General features: G+C 70.8%; 24 protein-coding genes and 2 pseudogenes. 25 read left to right on the top strand and 1 reads right to left on the bottom strand.

Features of this window, described 5'->3' with window-relative positions:
• The first annotated feature begins 50 nt into the window (after positions 1-50).
• From AB0J04_RS37015 to AB0J04_RS36895, 25 genes and pseudogenes are all read left to right on the top strand, one after another.
• Entirely contained in the window at positions 51-350 is a 300-nt protein-coding gene (locus AB0J04_RS37015; RefSeq protein ID WP_363173011.1) for a DUF6112 family protein, read from the top strand.
• Positions 350-1,036 (top strand): hypothetical protein, encoded by a 687-nt coding sequence (locus AB0J04_RS37010; RefSeq protein ID WP_363173002.1) that lies wholly within the window; start codon positions 350-352, stop codon positions 1,034-1,036. The genes AB0J04_RS37015 and AB0J04_RS37010 overlap by 1 nt, the downstream gene beginning before the upstream one ends.
• A 31-nt stretch (positions 1,037-1,067) precedes the next feature.
• Positions 1,068-2,450, top strand: a complete 1,383-nt coding sequence (locus AB0J04_RS37005) for an ATP-binding protein (protein ID WP_363173001.1) — start codon at positions 1,068-1,070, stop codon at positions 2,448-2,450.
• Between the two features lie 106 nt (positions 2,451-2,556).
• Positions 2,557-4,026 (top strand): SCO6880 family protein, encoded by a 1,470-nt coding sequence (locus AB0J04_RS37000; protein WP_363172999.1) that lies wholly within the window; start codon positions 2,557-2,559, stop codon positions 4,024-4,026.
• Between the two features lie 43 nt (positions 4,027-4,069).
• Complete coding sequence (locus AB0J04_RS36995; protein ID WP_363172998.1) at positions 4,070-4,525, top strand: DUF6238 family protein; 456 nt, start codon at positions 4,070-4,072, stop codon at positions 4,523-4,525.
• A 20-nt stretch (positions 4,526-4,545) separates the two neighbouring features.
• Positions 4,546-6,060 (top strand): ATP-binding protein, encoded by a 1,515-nt coding sequence (locus AB0J04_RS36990; protein WP_363172997.1) that lies wholly within the window; start codon positions 4,546-4,548, stop codon positions 6,058-6,060.
• Positions 6,061-6,143: 83 nt separating this feature from the next.
• Entirely contained in the window at positions 6,144-6,335 is a 192-nt protein-coding gene (locus AB0J04_RS36985; RefSeq protein ID WP_363172996.1) for a hypothetical protein, read from the top strand.
• A gap of 61 nt (positions 6,336-6,396) precedes the next feature.
• Entirely contained in the window at positions 6,397-7,458 is a 1,062-nt protein-coding gene (locus tag AB0J04_RS36980) for a hypothetical protein (RefSeq protein WP_363172995.1), read from the top strand.
• 86 nt (positions 7,459-7,544) lie between these two features.
• Positions 7,545-8,261 (top strand): hypothetical protein, encoded by a 717-nt coding sequence (locus AB0J04_RS36975; protein ID WP_363172994.1) that lies wholly within the window; start codon positions 7,545-7,547, stop codon positions 8,259-8,261.
• Between the two features lie 28 nt (positions 8,262-8,289).
• Positions 8,290-8,739, top strand: coding sequence for a hypothetical protein (locus tag AB0J04_RS36970; RefSeq protein WP_363172993.1), 450 nt, complete (start codon positions 8,290-8,292; stop codon positions 8,737-8,739).
• Positions 8,740-8,856: 117 nt separating this feature from the next.
• On the top strand, positions 8,857-9,060 hold the full coding sequence (locus AB0J04_RS36965) for a hypothetical protein (RefSeq protein WP_363172992.1): 204 nt from the start codon (positions 8,857-8,859) through the stop codon (positions 9,058-9,060).
• Positions 9,061-9,092: 32 nt separating this feature from the next.
• The gene (locus AB0J04_RS36960; RefSeq protein WP_363172991.1) at positions 9,093-9,587 is read left to right on the top strand and encodes a hypothetical protein; all 495 of its coding nucleotides are present in this window, start codon (positions 9,093-9,095) and stop codon (positions 9,585-9,587) included.
• Between the two features lie 18 nt (positions 9,588-9,605).
• Entirely contained in the window at positions 9,606-10,310 is a 705-nt protein-coding gene (locus tag AB0J04_RS36955; RefSeq protein ID WP_363172990.1) for a hypothetical protein, read from the top strand.
• A 214-nt stretch (positions 10,311-10,524) separates the two neighbouring features.
• Positions 10,525-12,324: a TraM recognition domain-containing protein gene (locus AB0J04_RS36950; protein ID WP_363173010.1), complete on the top strand. Its 1,800-nt coding sequence runs from the start codon at positions 10,525-10,527 to the stop codon at positions 12,322-12,324.
• A 9-nt stretch (positions 12,325-12,333) separates the two neighbouring features.
• Entirely contained in the window at positions 12,334-12,570 is a 237-nt protein-coding gene (locus AB0J04_RS36945) for a hypothetical protein (RefSeq protein WP_363172989.1), read from the top strand.
• Entirely contained in the window at positions 12,567-13,751 is a 1,185-nt protein-coding gene (locus AB0J04_RS36940) for a DnaB-like helicase N-terminal domain-containing protein (RefSeq protein WP_363172988.1), read from the top strand. The genes AB0J04_RS36945 and AB0J04_RS36940 overlap by 4 nt, the downstream gene beginning before the upstream one ends.
• On the top strand, positions 13,748-14,350 hold the full coding sequence (locus tag AB0J04_RS36935) for a hypothetical protein (RefSeq protein WP_363172987.1): 603 nt from the start codon (positions 13,748-13,750) through the stop codon (positions 14,348-14,350). Before AB0J04_RS36940 ends, AB0J04_RS36935 begins: the two co-directional genes overlap by 4 nt.
• A pseudogene (locus AB0J04_RS36930) lies at positions 14,340-14,531 on the top strand (hypothetical protein); the annotation flags it as partial. The gene AB0J04_RS36935 and the pseudogene AB0J04_RS36930, both read left to right, overlap by 11 nt.
• A 91-nt stretch (positions 14,532-14,622) precedes the next feature.
• Positions 14,623-15,549 carry a DNA cytosine methyltransferase gene (locus tag AB0J04_RS36925; RefSeq protein WP_363173009.1) on the top strand — a complete coding sequence of 309 codons (927 nt, stop codon included), beginning with the start codon at positions 14,623-14,625 and terminating at the stop codon, positions 15,547-15,549.
• A gap of 94 nt (positions 15,550-15,643) precedes the next feature.
• A complete protein-coding gene (locus AB0J04_RS36920; RefSeq protein WP_363172985.1) occupies positions 15,644-16,255 on the top strand; it encodes a DUF4913 domain-containing protein in 612 nt (203 codons plus the stop codon).
• A 1-nt stretch (position 16,256) separates the two neighbouring features.
• The gene (locus tag AB0J04_RS36915; RefSeq protein WP_363172984.1) at positions 16,257-17,066 is read left to right on the top strand and encodes a hypothetical protein; all 810 of its coding nucleotides are present in this window, start codon (positions 16,257-16,259) and stop codon (positions 17,064-17,066) included.
• Complete coding sequence (locus AB0J04_RS36910) at positions 17,063-17,548, top strand: hypothetical protein (RefSeq protein ID WP_363172983.1); 486 nt, start codon at positions 17,063-17,065, stop codon at positions 17,546-17,548. The genes AB0J04_RS36915 and AB0J04_RS36910 overlap by 4 nt, the downstream gene beginning before the upstream one ends.
• Positions 17,549-17,579: 31 nt before the next feature.
• The gene (locus AB0J04_RS36905) at positions 17,580-18,374 is read left to right on the top strand and encodes a winged helix-turn-helix transcriptional regulator (RefSeq protein WP_363172982.1); all 795 of its coding nucleotides are present in this window, start codon (positions 17,580-17,582) and stop codon (positions 18,372-18,374) included.
• Positions 18,375-18,475: 101 nt separating this feature from the next.
• Positions 18,476-19,330 carry a DUF317 domain-containing protein gene (locus tag AB0J04_RS36900; RefSeq protein ID WP_363172981.1) on the top strand — a complete coding sequence of 285 codons (855 nt, stop codon included), beginning with the start codon at positions 18,476-18,478 and terminating at the stop codon, positions 19,328-19,330.
• A 224-nt stretch (positions 19,331-19,554) separates the two neighbouring features.
• Positions 19,555-20,757 carry an HNH endonuclease signature motif containing protein gene (locus tag AB0J04_RS36895; RefSeq protein ID WP_363172980.1) on the top strand — a complete coding sequence of 401 codons (1,203 nt, stop codon included), beginning with the start codon at positions 19,555-19,557 and terminating at the stop codon, positions 20,755-20,757.
• Positions 20,758-20,764: 7 nt separating this feature from the next.
• Here the strand turns inward: AB0J04_RS36895 and AB0J04_RS36890 are convergent.
• Positions 20,765-20,847 (bottom strand): annotated as a pseudogene (locus AB0J04_RS36890) (transposase); the annotation flags it as partial.

Here is a 20,847-nt window from a genome sequence, read left to right as displayed (position 1 = left end):
TCTCGGGCCCTCGCGCGCCCACATTCGCACTGGAGTTCCAAGTGAAGCTCATGCAGCACGCCCAGTACCTGGCGTACAACCCCGGCATCACGCCGAAGGAGGGCGGTCTCCCCGGCCTCAACGTGCTGAAGAACGTCATCTCCTCGATCAACCTCTTCGGGATCATCGCCGTGGTCGGCGCCATGGCCATCTCCGCCATCGTCTGGGCGTGGGGCCATCACAGCGGCGGCCACCAGGCTGAGGCGAACGGGAAGAAGGGCACGGTCATCGCCGCCGGGTGCGCGCTGCTGCTCGGCGCGGCCAACGGCATCGTCGCGTTCTTCTCGGCGATGGGGACGCAGGTTCACTGATGTCCAAGAAACGTTCCCTCACCGCTCAGGAGCGCACGTACGGGGCGCCCGCGTCGGTCCTGCGACGTGCCCTGATGGGCGGCCTCGTCCTCGCCGTGCTACTGGCCGTCGCCGGCCTCCTCGCGTATCTGACCCGCGCGGAGAGCCCAGCCTCGGCGAAGCCCTCCCCGACTCCGAAGTCCACGCCGCAGGCGGCTTCGCCGGAGGCGACCGACGGCAAGCGTGAGGCCGTCGCGTCACCGCCCCGGACGAGCGATCCGATCGCCTTCGCCAAGGCGGCCACCAAGGTCCTGTGGACGTACGACACCCGTTCCTTCTCCCGGGCCGAGCATGTCGCCGGGCTCAACCGGTGGATGACCGACGAGAAGAAGTACGCCGACTGGGAGTCCGTCTCCGATCAGGTGCCCACCCCGGTGCTGTGGTCGCGGATGCACGACAACGACCAGCACGCGACCGCGAAGGTCGGCGAGGGCCACTTCCCGCAGGCGTTCAAGACCGCCCTGGCCCAGGACCCCGGCGCGATCACCGAGGCGTACGTCTACGCCGTCACGGTCACCGGCAAGCAGTCCATCGCCTGGAAGGGCTCCGGGGCCGGAGCCGAGTCCCGCTCCACGACGCTCGCCGTCCAGTGCCGCCCCGACCAGGCATGTGCCCTCGTCGGCGTGCTGCCGAGCGTCGCGCCCTGATCGCCCCCAATCCCCGAAAGGAGGTGCCCTCATGGGGGCTTGTGACCTTCCCCTGATGGACACGGTGTGCAGCACCGTCGGCGGCGTCGTCGGTTCGACCGGCGAGGCGATCACCGATGGCATCGGTGCCTGGATCGCCAAGTCGATGGGCGAGCTGGCCCAGTCCGCCGCAGACCTCGCCTCGACGGCCGTCGACAAGACCACGGCCGTCGATCTCAACGCCGAGTGGTTCCGCAGCAACTACGAGCTGCTGCTGCCCATCGGTCTCATCTTGACCGTCGGCACGTTCTGTCTGCAGCTGATGCGCGCGGCCTGGCGCCGTGACGAGCGCGCCCTCGCGCAGGCGGTGACCGGGACGGTGGCGGGTGTCCTGTTCGCGTTCGCCGCCATCGCCTGCACCACCGTCGCACTGACCGTGGTCGACGCGCTGTCCGCCGGACTGTTCAAGGCGGCGAACAGCTCGGTCGACGACGCGATCCGCCGCGTCATCGAGGTCAACAACCTCGGCCCGATGTACGCGTTGGGCTGGACTATCCCCGCCATGGTCGGCTTGGGGTGTGCCATCGGCGCCTTCTTGTACTGGGCGGTGATGGTTGCCCGCAAGGTCGGCATCCTGGTCCTAGTGACGCTGGCGGTATTCGCCGGCGCGGGCGGCGGCTGGGAAGTGGCGCGGCGCTGGCGGCGCGGCTGGATCGAGGCCACCGCAACGTTGATCGTCAGCAAGCTGCTGATGACGATCGTGTTCCTGCTGGGCGTCTCGGCCATGGGCAAGAGCGACGCCTCCGACGGGCTCGCCGCCCTGTCGGATGCCATGGCAGGTATCGTCGTCATGGTCTTGGTGATGCTGTGCCCCTACGCCACGTACAAGTTCGTGCACTGGGCGGCCGACGGCGGCGGCCAGGACGATCTGCACCGTACGGGCGTCGCCGGGGTCGCAGTGGCTGCCGGTGCGGCGAAGACCGCGGGCCAGCTCGCGATGCAGGCGGGCACCGGCATGCGTGCTCCGCAGGGCCCGTCGAAGATTCCGGGCCAGGGCTCGGGCGGTGTCGCCTCCGGCATCGACCCGACCGGCGGATCGGCCGGGGCCGACCAGCCGAAGCAGACCCACTTCCGCTTCGGCGAGGACCCGAACGCCACCGGCGACAAGGGCCGGGCACTGATCCGGCGGCCTCCCACCGATGGTGACCGCGGTCAGCCGCTGATCCAGCGCCCCGGGCAGGAGACGGCAGCCGACTCGGCACCGGTCTCCTCGGGACCGACGCCGCAAGGCGCGGCGGTGGCGCAACCGCACGTCACGCACCTGGATCCGCCGGCACTCCGGCGTACCGGACCGGTGAGCGGGCCGTCTCCACAGGGCGGTGCCACGCCGCAGCGGTGGGTCTATCCCCAGCCGCCGGGTGGATCGGGCTCGTAGCCCTCGGCTGACGGGGCGGGCGGCGCAGATCGCCTCCGGCGCCGCCTGCCCCGTTTCCTCCTCCTCTTTTCTTTCTTGCTCTTCACGTTCCAAGGACGGCTTCGCCATGCTCTCCGACACCTCTCAGCCTGACGGCCCGGCCACCGTGAAGTTCCCGCACCGCTCGCGGCGCGGCGTACTGCTCGGCCTGTCGGCTCCTCAGCTGATCGTTGTCACCATCACCGGGCTGCTACTGCTCGCGGTGCTGCTCACCTCCGGCGTCACCGGAGCGCTCAAGCTCATACCACTGTGGGCGGCCATCCTGGCTGCAGTCTTCATCCGCCATCGCGGACGGTCCCTCGCCGACTGGGCACCCATCTCCGCCCGGTACGCACTGCGCCGCTTGCGGGGCCAGCTGGTCTGGCTGGCACGGCCGTCCACCCGGCCGCGCCGCGAGGGCCTGCTCCATCTCCCGGGCACGGCAGCGTCCCTGCGCGTGGTCACCGCCCCGCGCGGCCGTTTCGGCGCGGTGCACGATCCCCACCACGGCACCCTCACCGCTGTCGTGAAGGTCTCCTCGCGTGCCTTCGCCCTGCTCGACCCGGCCACCCAGTCCAGCAACGTCGCAGGCTGGGGGCGCACGCTGGCGGCCCTGGCGCGCACCGGGCACATCGCCCGGGTCCAGGTCCTGGAGCGCACCGTGCCGGACTCAGGCGACGCCCTCAACCGCTACTGGCACGAGCACGGCAACGAGGCGACCCACCTCGCCGGACCCATCTACCGTGACCTGCTGGCCGCAGCCGGACCGGCCGCCGCCCCGCACGAGGCATACGTCGCGCTCGCCCTCGATCTCAAGGCCGCCCGCCGCCTGATCAACCAGGCCGGCGGCGGGCTCACCGGCGGCTTCGCGGTCCTGGCACAGCTCACCTCCACCTTCGACCAGGCCGCCCGCACTGCCGGTCTCACTCCCAGCGGCTGGCTGGACGCGTCCGAGATCGCCGCCGTGATCCGTACCGCGTACGACCCGAAGGCCTCGGCCGCCCTGGACCAGTGGTCCTCCTCCGGCCGCGCGCAGGCCGAGCCCGCTGCCGCCGGCCCCGTCGTCCTGGTCGAGAAGGCCGACCGGATCCAGACCGACTCGGCCCACCACGCCACGTTCTGGATCGAGAACTGGCCCCGCATCGAAACCTCCCCCGGCTTCCTGCACCAGCTCCTGTTCACCTCCGGCGTGCGCCGGTCGCTCTCGCTGACGTACGAGCCCCAGGGCCTGGACTCTGCGCTCAAGGACGTACAGCGCCGCAAGGCCACCGTGATTGCGGACGCCACCGAGCGGCAGCGGAAGGGTCAGGTCGACTCCGAGGAGGACTCGGTCGAGTACGCCGACATCAAGCAGCGCGAGCGCCAGCTGATCGCCGGGCACGCCGATGTCGCCCTGACCGGTCTGCTCACCGTGAGCGCCGACACCGACGAGCAGCTCAACGCCGTGTGCGCGGCGATCGAGACAGCCGCCGTCGCCGCCCTCGTCGACCTGCGCCTCCTGACCTGGCAGCAGGCCGAGGCCTTCACCAACGCCGCCCTGCCCCTCGCCCGCCCGTAGCGCACCTGCACCACCCTCTCGCGCTCTACCGAAGGGCACCCTCATGCCGAGCGAGCCCCTGCCCGAACTGGCTCCGGACTTCGTCCCGTTCGCCACCGCCGCGCTCGACTTCCACCAGGCGATCAACATGCCGGTCGCCCCCATCGCCGCCGGCCGTGCCGAACTCGACTCCCTGCACGCCCACGTCGTCGCGCTCTACGGGCTGCTCGACGCCCACACCGCCCGCACCACCCCGGTGGCCAGGGCGGAAGGCGACCATCTGCGGGCGTGCCGGATTCGGCTGTGGCAGGCAGCCGAGCACCTCCACGCCGCCTTCCATGCCTCCCCTCAGCCCGGCTCCGGCCGCCTGCCCACTCGGGAGGCGTGCCGGGCCCGGCTGCCCGAGGGAGCGCCCGAACTCACCGTGTGTCAGCGCCACTTGGCGACCGCCACCCGCGTCCGCCGTGACCACACACCGGCCGATCTGCGCGACCCCTTCACCGGCCTCACCCGCCACTGACCGCCAGGAGCACCACCACCATGGCCTCTCGTACCCGCGCCAGCGCCAGCCCGCTGTTCGTCCCGCGCAAGAGCGACCGCCGTACGGCGCGCGCCGCCCGTCACCAGTTCGCCGCCGCCCGCGACCAGGCCCGGCACGCCGCACGTCCCGAAGCCCGCCCGACCGCGCCCGGTCTCGATCCCGAGCTGCGGGCCACCTACCCGGCCAGCGGCCGGCCCGGTCCGACGTCCGCCCGCGGCGGCCGTCTCAAGCTTCCCGCCCACCGGATGACGACGGCCACCGCGTCCGGGGCCTACCCCTTTCTTGCGGAGGGCGGCCTCGGCGCTCAGGGGATCTACATCGGCCGTGACGTGCACGCGGAAGCGGCTTTCACGTACGACCCGTTCGCCCTGTACGGGCGCCTCGACGGCTTCACAAACCCCAACATCCTGCTGGCCGGGATCATCGGCATGGGCAAGTCCGCCCTGGCCAAGTCCCTCGCCGTACGCGCCGTCGCCTTCGGATACCGGATCTACGTGCCCTGCGACCCGAAGGGCGAGTGGACCGTCGTCGCCCAGGAGCTGGGCGGTCAGACCATCGCACTCGGCCCCGGCCTGCCCGGACGCCTCAACCCCCTGGACGCGCCCGCCCGGCCGTACGGCGTCAGCGAGGAGGACTGGACTGGCGAGATCCGCAAGCGGCGCCTGCTGCTGCTCGGCTCGCTCGCGAAGACGGTCCTGGGGCGCGAGTTGCATCCTATGGAGCACACCGCCCTTGATGTGGCACTCGACCAGGTCGTCGCCTACGCCGAGGCCAACGGCACAACACCGCTGCTAGGCGAGGTCGCCTACGTCCTCGGTTCCCCCGCGCGTCTCGATGCCGCGCTCGGCGAACTGTCCGGCCGTCTCGGGCATGCCGCCGAGGACCTCGCCCACGCGCTGCGCCGGCTCGTGCACGGCGACCTGGCCGGGATGTTCGACGCGCCGAGCACCGTGGCGTTCGACCCGAGTGCGCCGATGCTGTCCATCGACCTGTCCCGCCTCGGCGGTGCGGGCGACGACACCGCGCTCGTCCTAGCCATGACCTGCTCCTCCGCCTGGATGGAGTCCGCGCTCGCCGACCCCTCCGGAGGCCAGCGCTGGGTCATCTACGACGAGGCCTGGCGCGTGATGCGCCATGTCGCCCTGCTGGAACGGATGCAGAGCCAGTGGAAGCTCTCCCGCGGCCTGGGTATCGCGAACCTGATGGTCATCCACCGCCTCAGCGATCTGTTGGCCGCTGGCGATGCCGGCTCCCGGGGCCGGGCCCTGGCCGAGGGCCTGCTCACCGACTGCTCCACCCGGATCATCTACCGCCAGGAGGCCGACCAACTCGCCTACGCAGCATCCCTGTTGGGGCTCACCGGCGTCGAGACGCAGGCCGTCTCCGCCCTCACCAAGGGGCGTGGCCTGTGGAAGGTGGCCGGCCGATCGTTCATTACTCAACATCTTTTGCATCCGCGGGAGCGCGAGTTGTTTGACACGGACGCCCGAATGGCCGCGATCACTCGTCCTTGATCAATTCCACCGTTCAGGGGGCCGGCGCGACGTCCCGGCCTCCTGTTCTTCCAACCCCGAGCGTTCCTAGGAAGTCCGTCTCCATGTATCAGCAGTACAAGGTCCGCCACGTGGTGCATCGGCTCGTCCGGCGCTACATCCGCGCAAGCGCGGCCAACGCCTCTCACAGCTATATCCCTCTGGCCACGGGCCCGTTCGGCGTCCTTGACGATTCGCGGCGGCTCGACGGCCGGCAGGCTCTGCCGCCCAACGAAGCGGGCCCCCGTCAGGGCTGACCCGACACCGACCACGCGCGGTGACAGCCTCCCAGCATCTCGTTTCACGGCGTCGGCCTCAGTGCGCCAGGTCGCCTCCGCCGTCCGCAGGCACAACGGCCGCGCGAATCTTGTGGCGTTCGCCGAGGGGCTCGCCGCCCGGCTGCCCGGCTCATGGGCCGTCGTCGCCCAGGAGCACGCCGCGCACTCCGATCAGTTCCCCCTTGCGGAGCGGATCTGGGACCTCGGGCATGTGAACTGGGCCTTCGATCAGTTCGTGCTGTCCCGGGACGCCGTGCTCACCAGCGACACCGGTTGCGAGTTGGTCGTCGTCGACCGCCCGCGGCGCAAACGTGAGTTTCTGGTCGCCGCCTTGCAGCCGAGCGGCAGTGACGTCGCGGACCGGGTGAAAGCACCCGACGGCATCGTCGTCGACGCGGACCCGGCGCGCGCGGCGTCGGCGGTGGCCAACCGGCTGCTTCCCCGCTACGAGCAGGCCGTACGTGAAGCACTCATTGAACAGGTCGCCATGGCGGTAGCTGCCGGCGAGGGGGTCCTTGCCGAATGGGACGCCATCTCCGACAGCCTGTGCGATGCGGACCACTGGCCCCTCGACGAGCGCTACGGCCTGCGGCAGCAGCAACGGGATGCGGAGATGTGGGCGCAGTTCGCTCCCTTCCTCGGCCACGGCCCTGCCCTGGTCGCCCACACCGAGGAAACGCTCCCGTTCCTGGATCCGAAGGATCGTGCCGATGGGCAGTGGCCGTACCGGCTTCGGGTGCTGCGCGAGGCGTTGGAGGGCGGCGCGCGTGTTCAGGCCGACTTCGAGGACGTCACCGGTGCGCTCCTGCCGGATCACCCTCGCGCCGAGGCCGCGTTCGCGAAGGCCGTCGTCGAGCGTAATGCCGAAGGCTGGCACTACTCCCTGACCTGGATGGAAAGCGGCGGCGCGCTCGTCGAGATGGCACGAGCCGAGCGCGGCCTGCGCGGCCGTCCGGCCAGGTCACAGCAGTCCGCGCAGATCCAGGCCGCCCGCGCCCGGTCCCCGCACGCGATCCGCCAGAGCTTCGCGATGACGGCGGTGTCCGCCGCTGCGGCGCCACCCGGCCTCCTCACGCACGACCGCGTGCGCCGATCGCGCTAGCGCAGATTCCCCGGCCCCGCCAAATCCCTCTTCGGGCCACATCCTCGTCCTCCGCACGGCCCCGACCTCTGCGAGGTGCACCTTTCGTGGCGGAAATACCCCCGCACATCACCATCGCCCACCACGACCAGTACGGCGTCGTGGCCGCGATGTCGCACGACAACCACGTCGCCGATCACATGCTGCGGCGAGTCGGCTTCGATCGGTTGCCTGGCAGCCGCCTGTACTCCCTGACCGAGCCGAACCGCGACCTGCTGCGGCGTGGGCAGCAGGCCGTCCAGTCGTTGCGCGCCGCGCGGTACAGCGTCTCCTCCGACGCCGCGTACGACCTCAACCCGGCCACCCGGCCCATCCCGGGCCGAGGTCTCCTCGACGGGCCGGAGCACAGCACCGCCCCGAAGGTTCTCAGCGGCGGGGAGGCGGTCTTCGCCTCCGCCCGCACGCTCGATGCCGACATCCGGGCCGCCCGGATCATCGTGCACGACCAGGTCCGCGACCCCGACGGCACGCTGCGCGCGGTCGGTACCGACTTGCGCACCCGCGAGGGCGTACTTCTGCACGGCGAGGGCGATCTGCGCTACGTCGAGAGCCGGTTGGACAGCACCGATCTCGCATTCGACGCGTTCTCCTACATCCGCGGCAACGGCCGTCCCGACCCGACTCCCGCGACATGGCAGCGCCGAGCCCAGGCCGCCACCGCCATCTCCCCGGCCCGCGCCAGTACCTCGGTGCCGCAACGGCCCGACGTCACCGTCTCCTACCGCCGGGCCCCGGCCGCCCAGCAACCGGTCCGCGCCCGCTAGGCCGTTCGAGCCGAAGGAAGCCTTCACCATGAATCTGCAACTCGAGCCCGACGTCGCCTTCGGCGTTCACCCCGGCCTCGGGGTGGCCGCCGCCGTGGCGGACGACCGGCCGTTCCTCGACGAGGTGCTGCGCAGGCACCACTTCCGCCACAGCAGCGCCCTCGATCTCTACGTCCTGCCCGGCGACACCCCGCACAACACGGCGGTGCGGACCGTGGCCCGCGCCAGCCGCGAATTCCAGGACGCCGGCCTCTCGGTCGCCGCCGACCCCCGCATCATGCTGCCGCCCCCGATCCCTACGCCGGACGGAGTACCTGCACGCCAGGCTCTGCCCGGGCAGCCGCTGACCGCCCTGACCGGGGAACTGCACGAGCTGCGCCGCTCGGCCGACGTCGCCGATGTCCTGGAGCAGATCCTCGACGAACACCACGGCGTCGTCGGCGACTTGGAAGAGTTCATCGACACGGCCGCCGCCTAGTGCGAGCGGCTCGGCACCGCCAACGGCCGTGAGCTGGGCCTGCGCCTGCGCACCATCGCCCACCACGTCGCATTCCTCGGCGACCAACTCGTCACCGCCCAGCTCGACCTGGCGGTCATGCCGGACGTGACCCCGGACAACGCCCCACCCCTGTCCGAGGTGCCGCTGCTCAGCCGGTACGAGATCCCGTCCGTCACGCACACCGCCCGCGCCCGCGCAGCTCTCGCGTCCTCCCCGACCCGCCCGGCCACCCTGTCCGTCTCCCCGGACGGAGCAGCCCACTCACCGGCCTCCCCGTCCAGCCCTCGCCGTACGCGCTGACCTTTCTCTCGATCGCACAAGGAGTCCGGCTCATGGCCGTCAAGAAGATCTGGACCATCAACCACGCTTGCGGAGACACCACTCAGACCGACCTCTCCGACCGCCCGGCCGACCGGCGTGCCGGCTACGCCCGCTGGCTCGCCGAGCACGACTGCTCCGACTGCTGGCGTGCCGCCCAAGGCGAGGACACCGAGTCGAAGGCCGAGTGGCTGGCGAAGAAGCGAGCCGTCGAGCAGGCCGAGGCCGAGGAATGGTCGACGCGGTACCGGATGCCGCCGCTGGACGGCACGGACCGCGCAGTCGCCTGGGGCACCCGCTGCCGCCACCAGCTCGTGGCCGCGGCGTACACCGCTCTCGTCATGGAAGGCACTACCAGCGAGGCGGAGTGGGCGGCCATTGAGAACGCCGTACGGCCCCTGACGCGTGCCGGGTGGTGGCTGGATCAGCGCGATGCCGACCCGGCCGACCTGCCCGAGCTGCTGGCAGCCGCCGAGGGCGACCGGCCCACCGAGAACCCCCACTTCTGACCGTCTGCGGAGGCCTCCATGTCCACCACGCCCGATGTCGTCATCACCCGCGAGCCGACCGGCAACGTCACCGCCGAAGGGGGAGACGAGCTGGCTGTCACCCTCCTCCAGCGCGCCGGCTTCGTCATCGAGACCACGCCGCTCTCCTTCTGGTACCGCCTGCCCTGGGACATGGGCGAAGAACGCGAGAACCAGATGGCCAGCCATGCCGCCCGAATGCTCGTGGCCGTCGGCTACCAGGTCGAACTCGATCCCGGTCTGGACGTCACCCGCGTCGCCACGCCCACCGATCCACTGGGCACGCGCGTCTACGGGCAGCAGATCCTCGCCCTGACCGACCTGCTCAACGGAGCCGAGACGTATGTGGGGGCGGCCGACCTCGTCGAGCACGTCGTGGATCCGGACGACGGTGTACTCGTCCGCCTCGGTGAGTTCTTCGAGGCTGCAGCCGTGCAGGCCAACGTGGTCGACACCGCGGATGGTTGGGACCTGTCCCACGTCTTCGAGGACGCTGCTTCCACGCTCACTTCCCTCGGCGATGACCTGCGCCGCGCCGGAGGCCAGATGCGGGCGCTCGGGCCGCCCCGGAAGCGGAGTTGGCAGGAGGGCGTCGCCAGCTACTACGCGACGGCCCCGAGCCCACGCACCGCAGCCGCGCCCGCCGCCTCCGATGAGCCCGCCGCCGCGCCTCCCGTCACGCCCAAGCCGGGCCGGACTCGCTGATCGCTCCCTCTCTTGTTCGTCCAACTCCCCTGCTCACCGCCCCAACCGCAAGGAGCCCACTCGTGATCGCCAGAGCAACCCACCGCCCCGCCGCCACCCGTAGGTCCGCACCCCTCTGGATCCCGCCTTGCCATCTCCGCGTACCAGCACGCCCTCGACCACCACCGGCACCGACTTCCTCCTCTACCTCCTGATCGGCATCGCCGGTCTCGGTATGACGGGAGGCTCACTGGCCTGGCTGTTCGGCAACCTCGCCAACGCCGTGGCCGGCTCCGATCCGTGGGCCGCCTTCCAGCCGACCAACGCGCTCCTGCACCCCGAGCTCGTCTGGCCGCATCTCGCCCAGCCCGCCGTCCTCACCAGCTGCTACCTGCTGCCCGCCGCCACACTCACCGCGGCAGCCGTCCTCGGCGCCCGGCTCTGGCTGCGCTTTCGCCGGAATCCCAGCGGGCTGGCCGATCGTCGGGACCTGGCCGACCTGCTGCCCAAGAAGATCGCCGCGAAGGCGATCGATCTGCGGCCCAGCTTGAAGGGCGTCAAGCCCAAGGCAGTGGTCCCGGACGACCGCGGCGTGCTGCTGGGCACGCTGAAGCCGGGAAGCACCGAGGTCCGTTCCTCCTGGGAGGACGTTCTCCTCGCGATCATGGCGCCCCGCTCCGGGAAGACCTCGGGCCTTGCGATACCCGCGATCCTGCGCGCCCCCGGCCCGGTGCTGCTGACCTCGAACAAGGCGGCCCGCGATGCCTTCACGGCGACGCTCGACGAGCGTTCCCGGGTGGGCACGGTGTGGACGCTGGACCCGCAGCAGATCGCCCACGCCCCGCAGAGCATGTGGTGGGACGTCCTCGCCGACGCCCATGATCTCGCCGGGGCGCGGCGGCTGGCCGGTCACTTCGTGACCGCGTCCGTGGACGAGTCGAGCGCGGGCGACTTCTGGTCCACGGCCGCCGCCAACACCCTCACGGCGCTGTTCCTCGCGGCAGCCCGCGACCACCGGCCGATCACCGATGTGTTGGCCTGGCTCGCCTCCCCCGCCGACCGCACCCCCATCGACCTCCTACAGGATGCCGGGCTCGACGCCGTCGCCGCCCAGCTCCAGGGCACCGTGGCCGGAGCCGTCGAGACCCGCGACGGCATCTTCGAGACCGCCCGGCAGTACGCCAGCTGTCTCCTCGACCCGGCCATCGCCGCCTGGGTCACCCCTCCCAACGGTCTGGAGAAGGTACGGGAGTTCAAGCCCGAGGCGTTCGCGACCAGCAAGGACACCCTGTTCCTGCTGTCGAAGGACGGCGGCGGTTCCGCCTCGGCGATCATCGCCGCAGCCGCCGACGCGGTGATGCGCGCGGCCGTCATCCAGGCCGAACGCGACGGCGGGCGCCTCGACGCGCCGCTGCTCGCGATCCTCGACGAGGCCGCCAACGTCTGCAAGATCTCGGACCTCCCGGACCTCTACTCCCACCTCGGGTCCCGTGGCGTCATCCCGATCACGATCCTGCAGTCCTACCGCCAGGGCGTACGGGTGTGGGGCGAGGCCGGCATGGATGCCCTGTGGTCCGCCGCGACGATCAAGCTGGTCGGCTCCGGCATCGACGACGCCGACTTCGCGGACAAGCTCTCCCGGCTCGTCGGCGACCACGACGTACGCACGGTGTCCGTGTCCACCAGCGAGTCGGGCAGGTCGACGTCGGTGTCGATGCGTCAGGAGCGTGTGCTGCCGGCCGACGCGATCCGGGCGCTGCCCAAGGGCTCCGCACTGTTGCTGGCGACCGGCGTCCGCCCCGCCCTCCTCGATCTCAAGCCGTGGTACCGCGAGCCGGACGCCGACCGGCTCGGCGCCGCCTCGGCCCGGGCGACCGCGGCCATCACCGAGCGCGCTGGCCAAGCAGCTGCACCGCGACGACTTCGGCCCGGCGGCATGACCGCCCCGGCCCGGCGCGAGGTCCGCACGAGACGCGCGGAGGTACGGCCCACCGCGTCCCCGAGCCGCTGCTCGACCTCCCCCTGTTCTTCCTGAGGTGTTCTCGTGTCCCACCCCGTACCGACCTGGGCATCCGTCCGCCCGTACGAGCGGCTTGCCGGCACTCCCGCCGTACGCCGCGACGGCCACTGGTGGCTGGTCACCCCGACCGGCACCGTCCCCGCCTCGGACCCCGACTTCGCCGGCGAGCTGGACCGCTTCGCCGCCGACATGGCCGCCGCCGACCGCGTCATCGCGAAACTGCGCACCGAGCGCACGGCCGTACGCAAGGACCGGTGGTGAAGCCGCTCGTCCAGGCCGAGCAGGCAGTCCTGGGCTCGGTCTTCCTCGACCCCGGCCAGCTCGACCAGCTCGCGCCCTGGCTGCGGCCCGATCACTTCTCCCGTCCGGCGCACGCCGCCCTCTACGCCGCGATGCTCAGGCTCCGTGCCGACGGTCACCCGGCGACAACGGGGAAGAGCGGAGACCCGATCCCGCTGTCCTGGGTGACGGACACCGTGCAGGAGGCCGGCACCCGGACCCGTGGGCTCACCGCGTCGTACGCCCACTCCTTGATCTCCGCGTGCCCGCGAACCGCCCATGCGCCTGTCTACGGGCGGATGGTCCTGGAGGGCGCCATCCACCGCAGCGTCACGCAGCACGCGATCCGCCTCCACCAGGCCGCTCGTGCCGACGCCGTCCGCGGCGGAGTCGAAGAGACTGTCCGTCACGCCCAGATCCTGTCCGATGTCCTCAGCGACCTCGCCCATCGGTGGGGAACCGAGCCGCGACCGGTACAGCCTCCGGCGCCGAACACGTTGTCCTCCCCGCAGCCGCAGCCCGTCGACGAACAGGTCCTCGCCGACGAGGAGTTCCTTCTCGGCTGCATCAGCGCCCGGCCCGAGCAACTGCTCGACGTCGTCGGCTGGCTGCATCCCGGCGACTTCGCGGACATCGGCCATCAGCAGATCTACCGCGCCCTAGGCGCGCTGCATCACCGGGGCGAACCCGTCGATCAGCTGACCGTGCTGTGGGAGACCCAGCGCCGGGGTGCGCTGTCCGACGGGACGCTCGACGCCGAACGCGTCCTGCGGATCTGCGATCCGCTGTCACTCTCCGGTGTGGCCGAGCACTTCGGCGGACAGGTCGTCCAGGCCTCGCTCGTCCGCACGGCCGCGGCCTCCGCCCGGCAGGTGCGCGGACTCGCGGACAACGAGTCCCTGGCCCCGGGACGGCTGATCGGGTACGCCCTGCACGCCCTGGGCCCGCTGGACGAGGTCCGGCGTCGCCTACGGGCCGCTTCCGGCACCGAACCCGCGCCACCGCGTACGGGCAGCTTGTCGGCTGCCTCCCCGCCGGAGACCCGTATCGACGCGGCCCGATCCCGCAGCCGCCCCCACGCCACCGCCGCCTCGACTCCGGCGACCGCTGCAGCCCCGTACTCCCCCTCACCCGACCGTCCGACTCGCCGGAGCCCGTCATGACAGATCACACCGGTCGCGCCGCCCTGGAGCAGGGCGAGCTGTACCTCGTTGCCCGGGAGTTCGACAAGCTGCGCACTCAGATCGCCGTCCCCCAGAGCCCGAGCGGCCTTCTCGATCTTGTCACCGCGTCCAAACAGCTCGCCACGCTGACGGGGTTGGTCAAGGAGTTGTCGGACGAGGTCCTCTTCCGAGCTGTCGACGAGGCCCCCGGGCTCGACTTCGGGCCGGTCATCTACGCGTACACCTCGGCGGCCGTGCCCGCAGGACGCGCGACGGAGAACTACACCGAGGCGTACACCCAGTTCGGCTTCCTGCGCCGCTTCGCCGAAGCCCCCGACTCGGCAGATCTGCGCGACGCCCGTGAGGCTGCCTTCCGCGTCGTCCAGGAGCGGATGGAGCTCGTACGCAACGATCTGCAGGAGGTGAGCGACACCCTGCGGGGCGCGGCGGACCGGCTGGACGGCACGCCGCCGCGTGTCCTTGCGGCATTGAGCCGTTCGGCACGGCCGACGAACTCGATCTACCGCCTGCCGGCGGATTCACCCGCCCCGGGTCCGGTCCGGCTCGCCTACACTCCGGCACCCCGCCATGGCCGTTGACCAGGCCTCGGCGGCGGCACCGCCGTTGATCGGGAGCCTGTGCTCCGGCTACGGCGGCCTGGACCTGGGCGTCCAGGCCGCCCTCGGGGGCACGCTCGCCTGGCACGCCGAGGTCGATCCTGGTGCCTCGCGGATCCTGTCCCGCCACTGGCCCGCCGTGCCCAACCTCGGCGACATCACCAGTGTGAACTGGGCCGACGTCCCCGGGGTGTGCGTCTTGACGGCCGGCTTCCCCTGTCAAAGACGTCTCCGTCGCCGGCCGCCGCGCCGGACTGGCCGAAGGCACCCGTTCCGGGCTCTGGCATCACGTCGTGCGCGCCATCGAGGCCCTCAACCCCTGTCTGGTGGTGATCGAGAATGTCCGCGGGCTCCTCTCCTCGCCCGCCGGTTCCCCTGGCGACGTGGAATTCTGCCCGTGGTGTCTGGGAGACACCGCAGGTCAGCCTGCTGTGCGAGCACTCGGTGCCGTACTTGGCTCCCTGGCCGACCTCCGGTTCGATGCGCGCTGGTGCGTGCTTCGCGCCGCTGACGTCGGAGCCCCGCACCGCCGGGAGCGGATCTTCCTCGCCGCCTGGCCGTCCGGACGGATCGCCCCTGCTCAAGACGCCGACCAGCAACCTGGGGGCCAACGGTGGCAGTCAGCACCCGGCGAAACGCAAGCAGGGCGGCCACGGACCGAACCTGGCGGACGAGGTCGAGTGGCTCCTGCCCACCCCGAAAGCCTCGGACGGCACGAAGGGTTCACCCAACCAGCGCCACGGCAATGGGGACTTGACCCTGCCTTCTGCTGCAGCGCGGCTGCTTCCGACACCCCGGGCGAGCGATACCGGCACAGCGGGCCGTCGGCCCGGAGCAGGCTTCCGGCCGCCCCTCTCGGCAGTGGTACTCCCGTTGTTCACCGAGCCGAAGCCAACGACGGACGGAACGAGGTCTGGGGACCGTACGCCGCCGCCATCGCCCGATGGGAGACGGTCACCCGGCCCGCACCGCGGCCGACCGACGACGCGGGCCGCCTGAGCCCGCTGTTCGTGGAGTGGATGCAAGGCCTCCCTCCCGGCTGGGTGACCGACACACCCGGCCTGGGACGCCCCGCCCAACTGACCGCTCTGGGCAACGGAGTTGTGCCGCAACAGGCCGCCCGCGCCCTGAAACTCCTGGCACCGCCTCCTCCCGCCTGCCGCCATCACGCACAGCGTTGAGCCGCGCTTCTACACCCGTTTCCCGGCCGGGCCAAACCCCCGTTTCTCCGGAACCTCGACACCCCACCCACCAGAACTCGCACCAGGGGTAGCCATGTCCGAACCCGCCCACGAGAGCAAGCCGGTGCGCATACCGGACCACGACCTGGACGACCTCGTCGCCACGGTCACCCGCCTCGTCACCGAGAGCCGCAAACAGGGCGAGACCCTCGCCCGGCTCACCGACGACCAGCCGTCTCCGCATGGCAGTGAACAGGCTGATGCCGCTCACCTTGGCGGCACGGCATCGGCCTCCGCCCCGGCAGGAGGTGATCCCCACGCCCCCGTGGAGGGCGGGCCGGCCTCCGTCTTCATCCTGGCGCTCGGCGCCAAGGCGTACGCCGTGGAACTGGCCGCGCTGACGAACTGGGTGCACGACCTGCTGCTACCGGTGTACGGACGGGAGATCACCACCGGCCGCCCATGGTGCCGGCAGTGGCAGGAGCACCCCGAGGCCGTCGCCCGGCTGCACGCCCTGTGGCTCGCCTGGCAGCAGCTCACCGACGCCCAGGCCGGCCTCACCGGTCCCTCCACCTGGCACCGCGACCACCTCGACCCGGCTCTGCTCCAACTCCGCACCCCGGACGGGCCTTTCGGGGCCTGCACCACCAGTGCGGCCCGACCCCATCACCGGCTGCTGGCTTCCCCCGAGCCGGTCGGAGTCTGAGATGGCCCCAACGTACGAACCTCCCGCACCGGATTACAGGATCGACGGCTTCGAAGCCGCCACCGAACAGATCTGCGAGGACTTCGCTTCCACCATGCTCGCGGACGACCTGTTCGTCACCCTCGCCGAGCACCACCGCGCGGATGGCCGCGACAGCCACCTGCTGCTGTATGACCGGTCCGCGATCTGGGGCATCCCCGGGACGGCGGAGTACGTCACGCTGCACATCACCCGAGACGTCGAGCAGCGGACGTTCGACTTCGCGTCCGAGCGCCACCCGGTCGTCCCGTTGGCGCAGAACTGGCTGATCCGCCGAGGCTGCCCGCCGGAAGCCGCCGAGGTGTCCAACCACCACGGTCCGCGACCCGCCGACGCACTCACGGCACGCCTTGAGGGCCTCCTCCGGACCAACCCGGGCAACCGGTACGAGCTCCTCGACCACTACACCGACAACCTGTGCTCCTTCGACTCCGGCGTCGAGGTACGCACCCTCGTCTACGACAGCCACTCCGATTCCGTGCGCACGCCGTATCGCCTCTTCCTCGAAGAGACGACCAAGGACCTGCGCTCCTACACCGTGCGGGAAGGCGCCTTCACCAGCGCCGAGGAGGCCGACACGTGGGTCATGGAGCGGGAGTCGCCGCTGCCTCTGGCACCTGACCCACAGGACGTTGCCGGCCGCCGAACGGCAGCCGCCCGCGCTCGCTCCACGGTCACAGGCAACGGCCTCGCTGTGGCTCCGTCGCCCGTGTCACCACCGCGGTCAGCGGGAGAGCCTGCCCCGGCTCACTCCCGTGGGGGCACGCGATGAGCCGGGCACGGTACGCCTTCGCCGCCCATCCCGAGGCCCTCGCCGACCTGCGCGCCGTACCGGAGAACATCCGCGACCTGGCCCTGCTCGAACTACAGCACCTGGTCCACGGCAACGAACGCGGCGCTGCCCTGCAACGCGAACTGGCGGGCTGTCACAAGGTCTACGTCGATCCCGAGACCCGCTGGCGGCTGGTCATCCAGTACCGGGATGCTCCCGCCTCCTCGCAGCACAAACGGGAGATCTACCTCCTGGCCGTCGGCGAGCGGCAGGACCAGGCCGCCTATCGAACCGCGGCCCTTCGGCTGGAGCGCGAGCGGGAAGCCACCGCCGCGTCCCCGCTCGGCCGGCGTGCCCAGGCGGCCAGGGCCCGCTCCCCGCACCGCCACAGCGGGCCGGCCACCACCAATGCCCAGACGGCTGCGGCACCGACCACCACCACGGCCCGCACGACATCAGAACGTGTCACGCGGTCCCGCTGACGGCGCTCAACCACCCTTCGGAGAACTCGCTGTGCCCGACCTCTCCCACACGCCCGCCCTTCCCACCGAGCTCGTCAACCAGGCTGTCACCCGCCTCTCGCCGCGTTGGACCACCTGGACTCTGCAGACCATCCAGCACCACGGCCCCATGCGCCTGTCCGACATCAACTCCGCACTACCGTGGGTCGGAGTCCAGGCCATGGCCCAGATCGTGCGCCGCATGCAGACGAGCAGCCTCCTGGAGCGACCGCAGTTCGGGGTGTACGACCTCACCCCGCTCGGCCGCACCACGCAGCACGTCCACCGCGCGCTCGCCACCTGGCACCGCACCCACCTCACCGACAACAAGTCGTCGCTCGCCGAGGCAGAGCGCACAGAAGTCGCCCTCAGCCGACTTCGCGGAAAAGGCGCGGTCGACGTCCTCCGTGCCCTCGCGCAGCACGGCCCCCTTCCCAATGGTGCGCTGCGAAACGAAGCCGGGCTCGCCACCGGCTCCTTCCACTACCGCATCCAACAGCTCCTCACCGACCGGCTGATCACCCGCACGAGCCCCTTGTCCGGCCGAGGCGTCGAGTACCGTCTGACGTCCGCGGCACACGGACTCTCGCCCGTGTACACCGAGCTCGCGGAGTTCGCCCACCGCGCCCGCCCGGCAGCAACTCACTCAGGCCGGCACGGCTCGACCGTTCAGCAGGCGACGTGGGCGAGCACGGCCGTGCGCCGCAGCCCTTCAGCCTCCGCCGAGCTGTTCTCGCACGCTCCCCACCCCCAGCCACGCGTCCCGGCCCACCTCACCGTGCTCTCCCACCCGCCCCGGACCAGGTGACTCCCGTGCCCTCAGCCAGATCCCGCCGCCGCGATCGTGCCCGCGTGCTCCCGAACACGATCCGCCCAGCCATCCGCGCACCACCACCCGAAGGCCCCCGCATGCCCAGCCTTGCTCCCCGCGCCCTCGAATCGAACGCCGACGTCCTGGTCAGCCCCGGCTATCTCGCCGGTCCCGGCGACAGTCGCAGCATCTTCAACACCCTCGACCTCGCTCCCAGTTGGACCAAGACCGTCGCCTTCGGCACCGACACCTACTTCACCAGCCCGTGCCAGCGCGTACGCGTCGCGAACCCCGTGGAGAGCATCTACGGCGGGTGGACCATCTCCTACGCAGAGGACCCGCTCGGCGTCCCCGACTGGATCACCACGTTCGACCGCAAAACACCCCACGAGATCGTGGCCGCGTTCACCAAGACCCTCGTCGACGGACTGCACAACAACTTCGCCGACCACCTCAGCGGCGGCAGGCACTACACCGGCACCAGCCCCGCGTCCCTGATCGCCCGCCACCGGTGGGAGCCGGTCCACGGCTCCCGGCCCTTCCGCAGCGTCTCGCCCGACGGCCACGCCGCCTACCAGATGCGCGTCGGCTGGCTCCACGAATACGACGAGCTGCTCACGCCCGAGAAGTCGACGTGGCGCATGTCCGCCGGCACCAACCCCGTGTACACGCCGAGTTGGCAAGCCTTCTTCAGCCGGTACACCCCGCAGCACCTCATAGCGGCCGCGACTGCCGTGTTCACAGACCCCACCCCCGTGCCCCGCGTCACGGACCAGATTCCCGACCGCCACCGCTCACTCGTATCGGTCACTCGCAGGGACACGAGCCAGCCCAATTCGCGCTCCGCAGCAGCGCTCGCCCGCAGCGCGCACGCTCAGGCAACGCCCGTCGCCGCGCCCCCGGCCGCGCCGCCCACGCTCACCACGCACGCCGGACCCCGACGGCAGCGCTGACGCTCCTCCCCTCATTCCTGGAGTCCCACCGTGCCGAACACCGCCCCCGACGGGGACCTGTACATCTCCCCGCTCTACCTTCACCGGCGACCCCGCACTTGTAAGTGCCGCAGATCAGCGAAGGCTCGGCGGACACCCAGCGGGGGTCGGTACCGGCGGTGTGACTGGAGTGATGCGGGCGGCGCCGCAGGGGACAAGTCAGCCCCTTCACGTAGTGTTTTGGCATGGCGCTAACCGACATAACACGCTGCGAGGTCGAGAAGGCGATCGAAGAGTGCGATCGGCTGGGCCGCGAGGCCTTCCTCAAGCGTCACGGCTTCCGGCGCGCCCGGCGCTACCTACTGTCACACGAGGGCAAGAACTACGACTCAAAGGCGATCGTCGGTGCCGCACACGGCTTCCTGCCCGGTCAGCAGCCGCTGGCCGCGAGCTACTTCTCCGGCGGCGCGGCGCACGCCGCCGGACTGCTGAGGGGTCTCGGCTTCGATATAGCGGAGGAACATCCGGTGACCGGTCTTACCCCTGACGACCTCGTCCACCGAATCACTCATCTACAGGTGAACCGTTCCTCCGGTCACCCCGCCCTGTACCAACCAATCGCACTGCTATGGGCTATGGGCCGAGCGCTGCGCGGTGAGTCCCAGCTGCTTCCCTGGTCCGAAACCGAGGAGGCCCTCAAGACCCTCCTGGAGCGACACGGTGTGAGGGGAGAGCGGCCACGCCCCGACTATCCCGTCGCGTCTCTCCACCGCGTCGGGGTCTGGGTGTTGCACGACTACGCGGAGCCCGTGCCCACCGCACACGGTGACGCGAAGGTACGCCGTTGGTTCGCTGCCAACCAGCCGGTTGGGGGCCTGGCCGAGCCGCTGTACGAGCTGGTCCAAGAATCCGAGGTAACCCGCCTTGCCGTGATCGACGAGCTTGTCGACACCTTCTTCGACGGCCTCGACTGCACCCCGCTTCTCGCTGACGTCGGTTTGGGCGACTTCGAGGCAGCCGACCTCCCTGAGACGACCGAGCGAGAGCCAGAGCAGTGGCTCATCACGGCAGCCGAATACGAACGCGGCTGCAGGCTAGTCGAGCAGCGGGAAGCGAAAGCCAGAGAGAAACGGGTCTCCCGCACCACGCAAAGTCCTAGGCGCTCACGTGCCGCCCGCCATCTCGTCCTGGGCCGAAGCAAAGGACGCTGCGAGAACCCACGGTGCACGGGCCAGCCTGCCGATGTGACCGATCGGAAGCATCCGATACTCGAAGTCGATCACGTAGTGGACCTCGCTAGCGGCGGTCGCGATCACCCGAGTCAAATGGTGGCACTCTGCCCAAACTGCCATGCAGTGAAGACTCGCGGACGCACACGCGAAGTGCTGCGTGAGATCTTGCTCCGCGTCGCGGCGGAGCGCCACAATGCGATCCCGGACACGATCTAGTGCCGGATCAGGCAACGTTTGCCCTGTCGACGACGGCGCGTAGGCGCCGGTCGTCGGCATGGCGGTTTCGCCAGATGATGTAGCGGCGGA

This window comes from Streptomyces sp. NPDC050263 (assembly GCF_040655955.1).
Taxonomy (GTDB): domain Bacteria; phylum Actinomycetota; class Actinomycetes; order Streptomycetales; family Streptomycetaceae; genus Streptomyces.
This window is presented reverse-complemented; position numbering and strand designations above follow the sequence as displayed.

Coding starts and splice junctions, on each gene's coding strand:
- AB0J04_RS37015 (WP_363173011.1), top strand. CDS start 51: ATGCAGCACGCCCAGTACCTGGCGTACAACCCCGGCATCACGCCGAAG.
- AB0J04_RS37010 (WP_363173002.1), top strand. CDS start 350: ATGTCCAAGAAACGTTCCCTCACCGCTCAGGAGCGCACGTACGGGGCG.
- AB0J04_RS37005 (WP_363173001.1), top strand. CDS start 1,068: ATGGGGGCTTGTGACCTTCCCCTGATGGACACGGTGTGCAGCACCGTC.
- AB0J04_RS37000 (WP_363172999.1), top strand. CDS start 2,557: ATGCTCTCCGACACCTCTCAGCCTGACGGCCCGGCCACCGTGAAGTTC.
- AB0J04_RS36995 (WP_363172998.1), top strand. CDS start 4,070: ATGCCGAGCGAGCCCCTGCCCGAACTGGCTCCGGACTTCGTCCCGTTC.
- AB0J04_RS36990 (WP_363172997.1), top strand. CDS start 4,546: ATGGCCTCTCGTACCCGCGCCAGCGCCAGCCCGCTGTTCGTCCCGCGC.
- AB0J04_RS36985 (WP_363172996.1), top strand. CDS start 6,144: ATGTATCAGCAGTACAAGGTCCGCCACGTGGTGCATCGGCTCGTCCGG.
- AB0J04_RS36970 (WP_363172993.1), top strand. CDS start 8,290: ATGAATCTGCAACTCGAGCCCGACGTCGCCTTCGGCGTTCACCCCGGC.
- AB0J04_RS36965 (WP_363172992.1), top strand. CDS start 8,857: ATGCCGGACGTGACCCCGGACAACGCCCCACCCCTGTCCGAGGTGCCG.
- AB0J04_RS36960 (WP_363172991.1), top strand. CDS start 9,093: ATGGCCGTCAAGAAGATCTGGACCATCAACCACGCTTGCGGAGACACC.
- AB0J04_RS36955 (WP_363172990.1), top strand. CDS start 9,606: ATGTCCACCACGCCCGATGTCGTCATCACCCGCGAGCCGACCGGCAAC.
- AB0J04_RS36950 (WP_363173010.1), top strand. CDS start 10,525: ATGACGGGAGGCTCACTGGCCTGGCTGTTCGGCAACCTCGCCAACGCC.
- AB0J04_RS36935 (WP_363172987.1), top strand. CDS start 13,748: ATGACAGATCACACCGGTCGCGCCGCCCTGGAGCAGGGCGAGCTGTAC.
- AB0J04_RS36920 (WP_363172985.1), top strand. CDS start 15,644: ATGTCCGAACCCGCCCACGAGAGCAAGCCGGTGCGCATACCGGACCAC.
- AB0J04_RS36915 (WP_363172984.1), top strand. CDS start 16,257: ATGGCCCCAACGTACGAACCTCCCGCACCGGATTACAGGATCGACGGC.
- AB0J04_RS36910 (WP_363172983.1), top strand. CDS start 17,063: ATGAGCCGGGCACGGTACGCCTTCGCCGCCCATCCCGAGGCCCTCGCC.
- AB0J04_RS36900 (WP_363172981.1), top strand. CDS start 18,476: ATGCCCAGCCTTGCTCCCCGCGCCCTCGAATCGAACGCCGACGTCCTG.
- AB0J04_RS36895 (WP_363172980.1), top strand. CDS start 19,555: ATGGCGCTAACCGACATAACACGCTGCGAGGTCGAGAAGGCGATCGAA.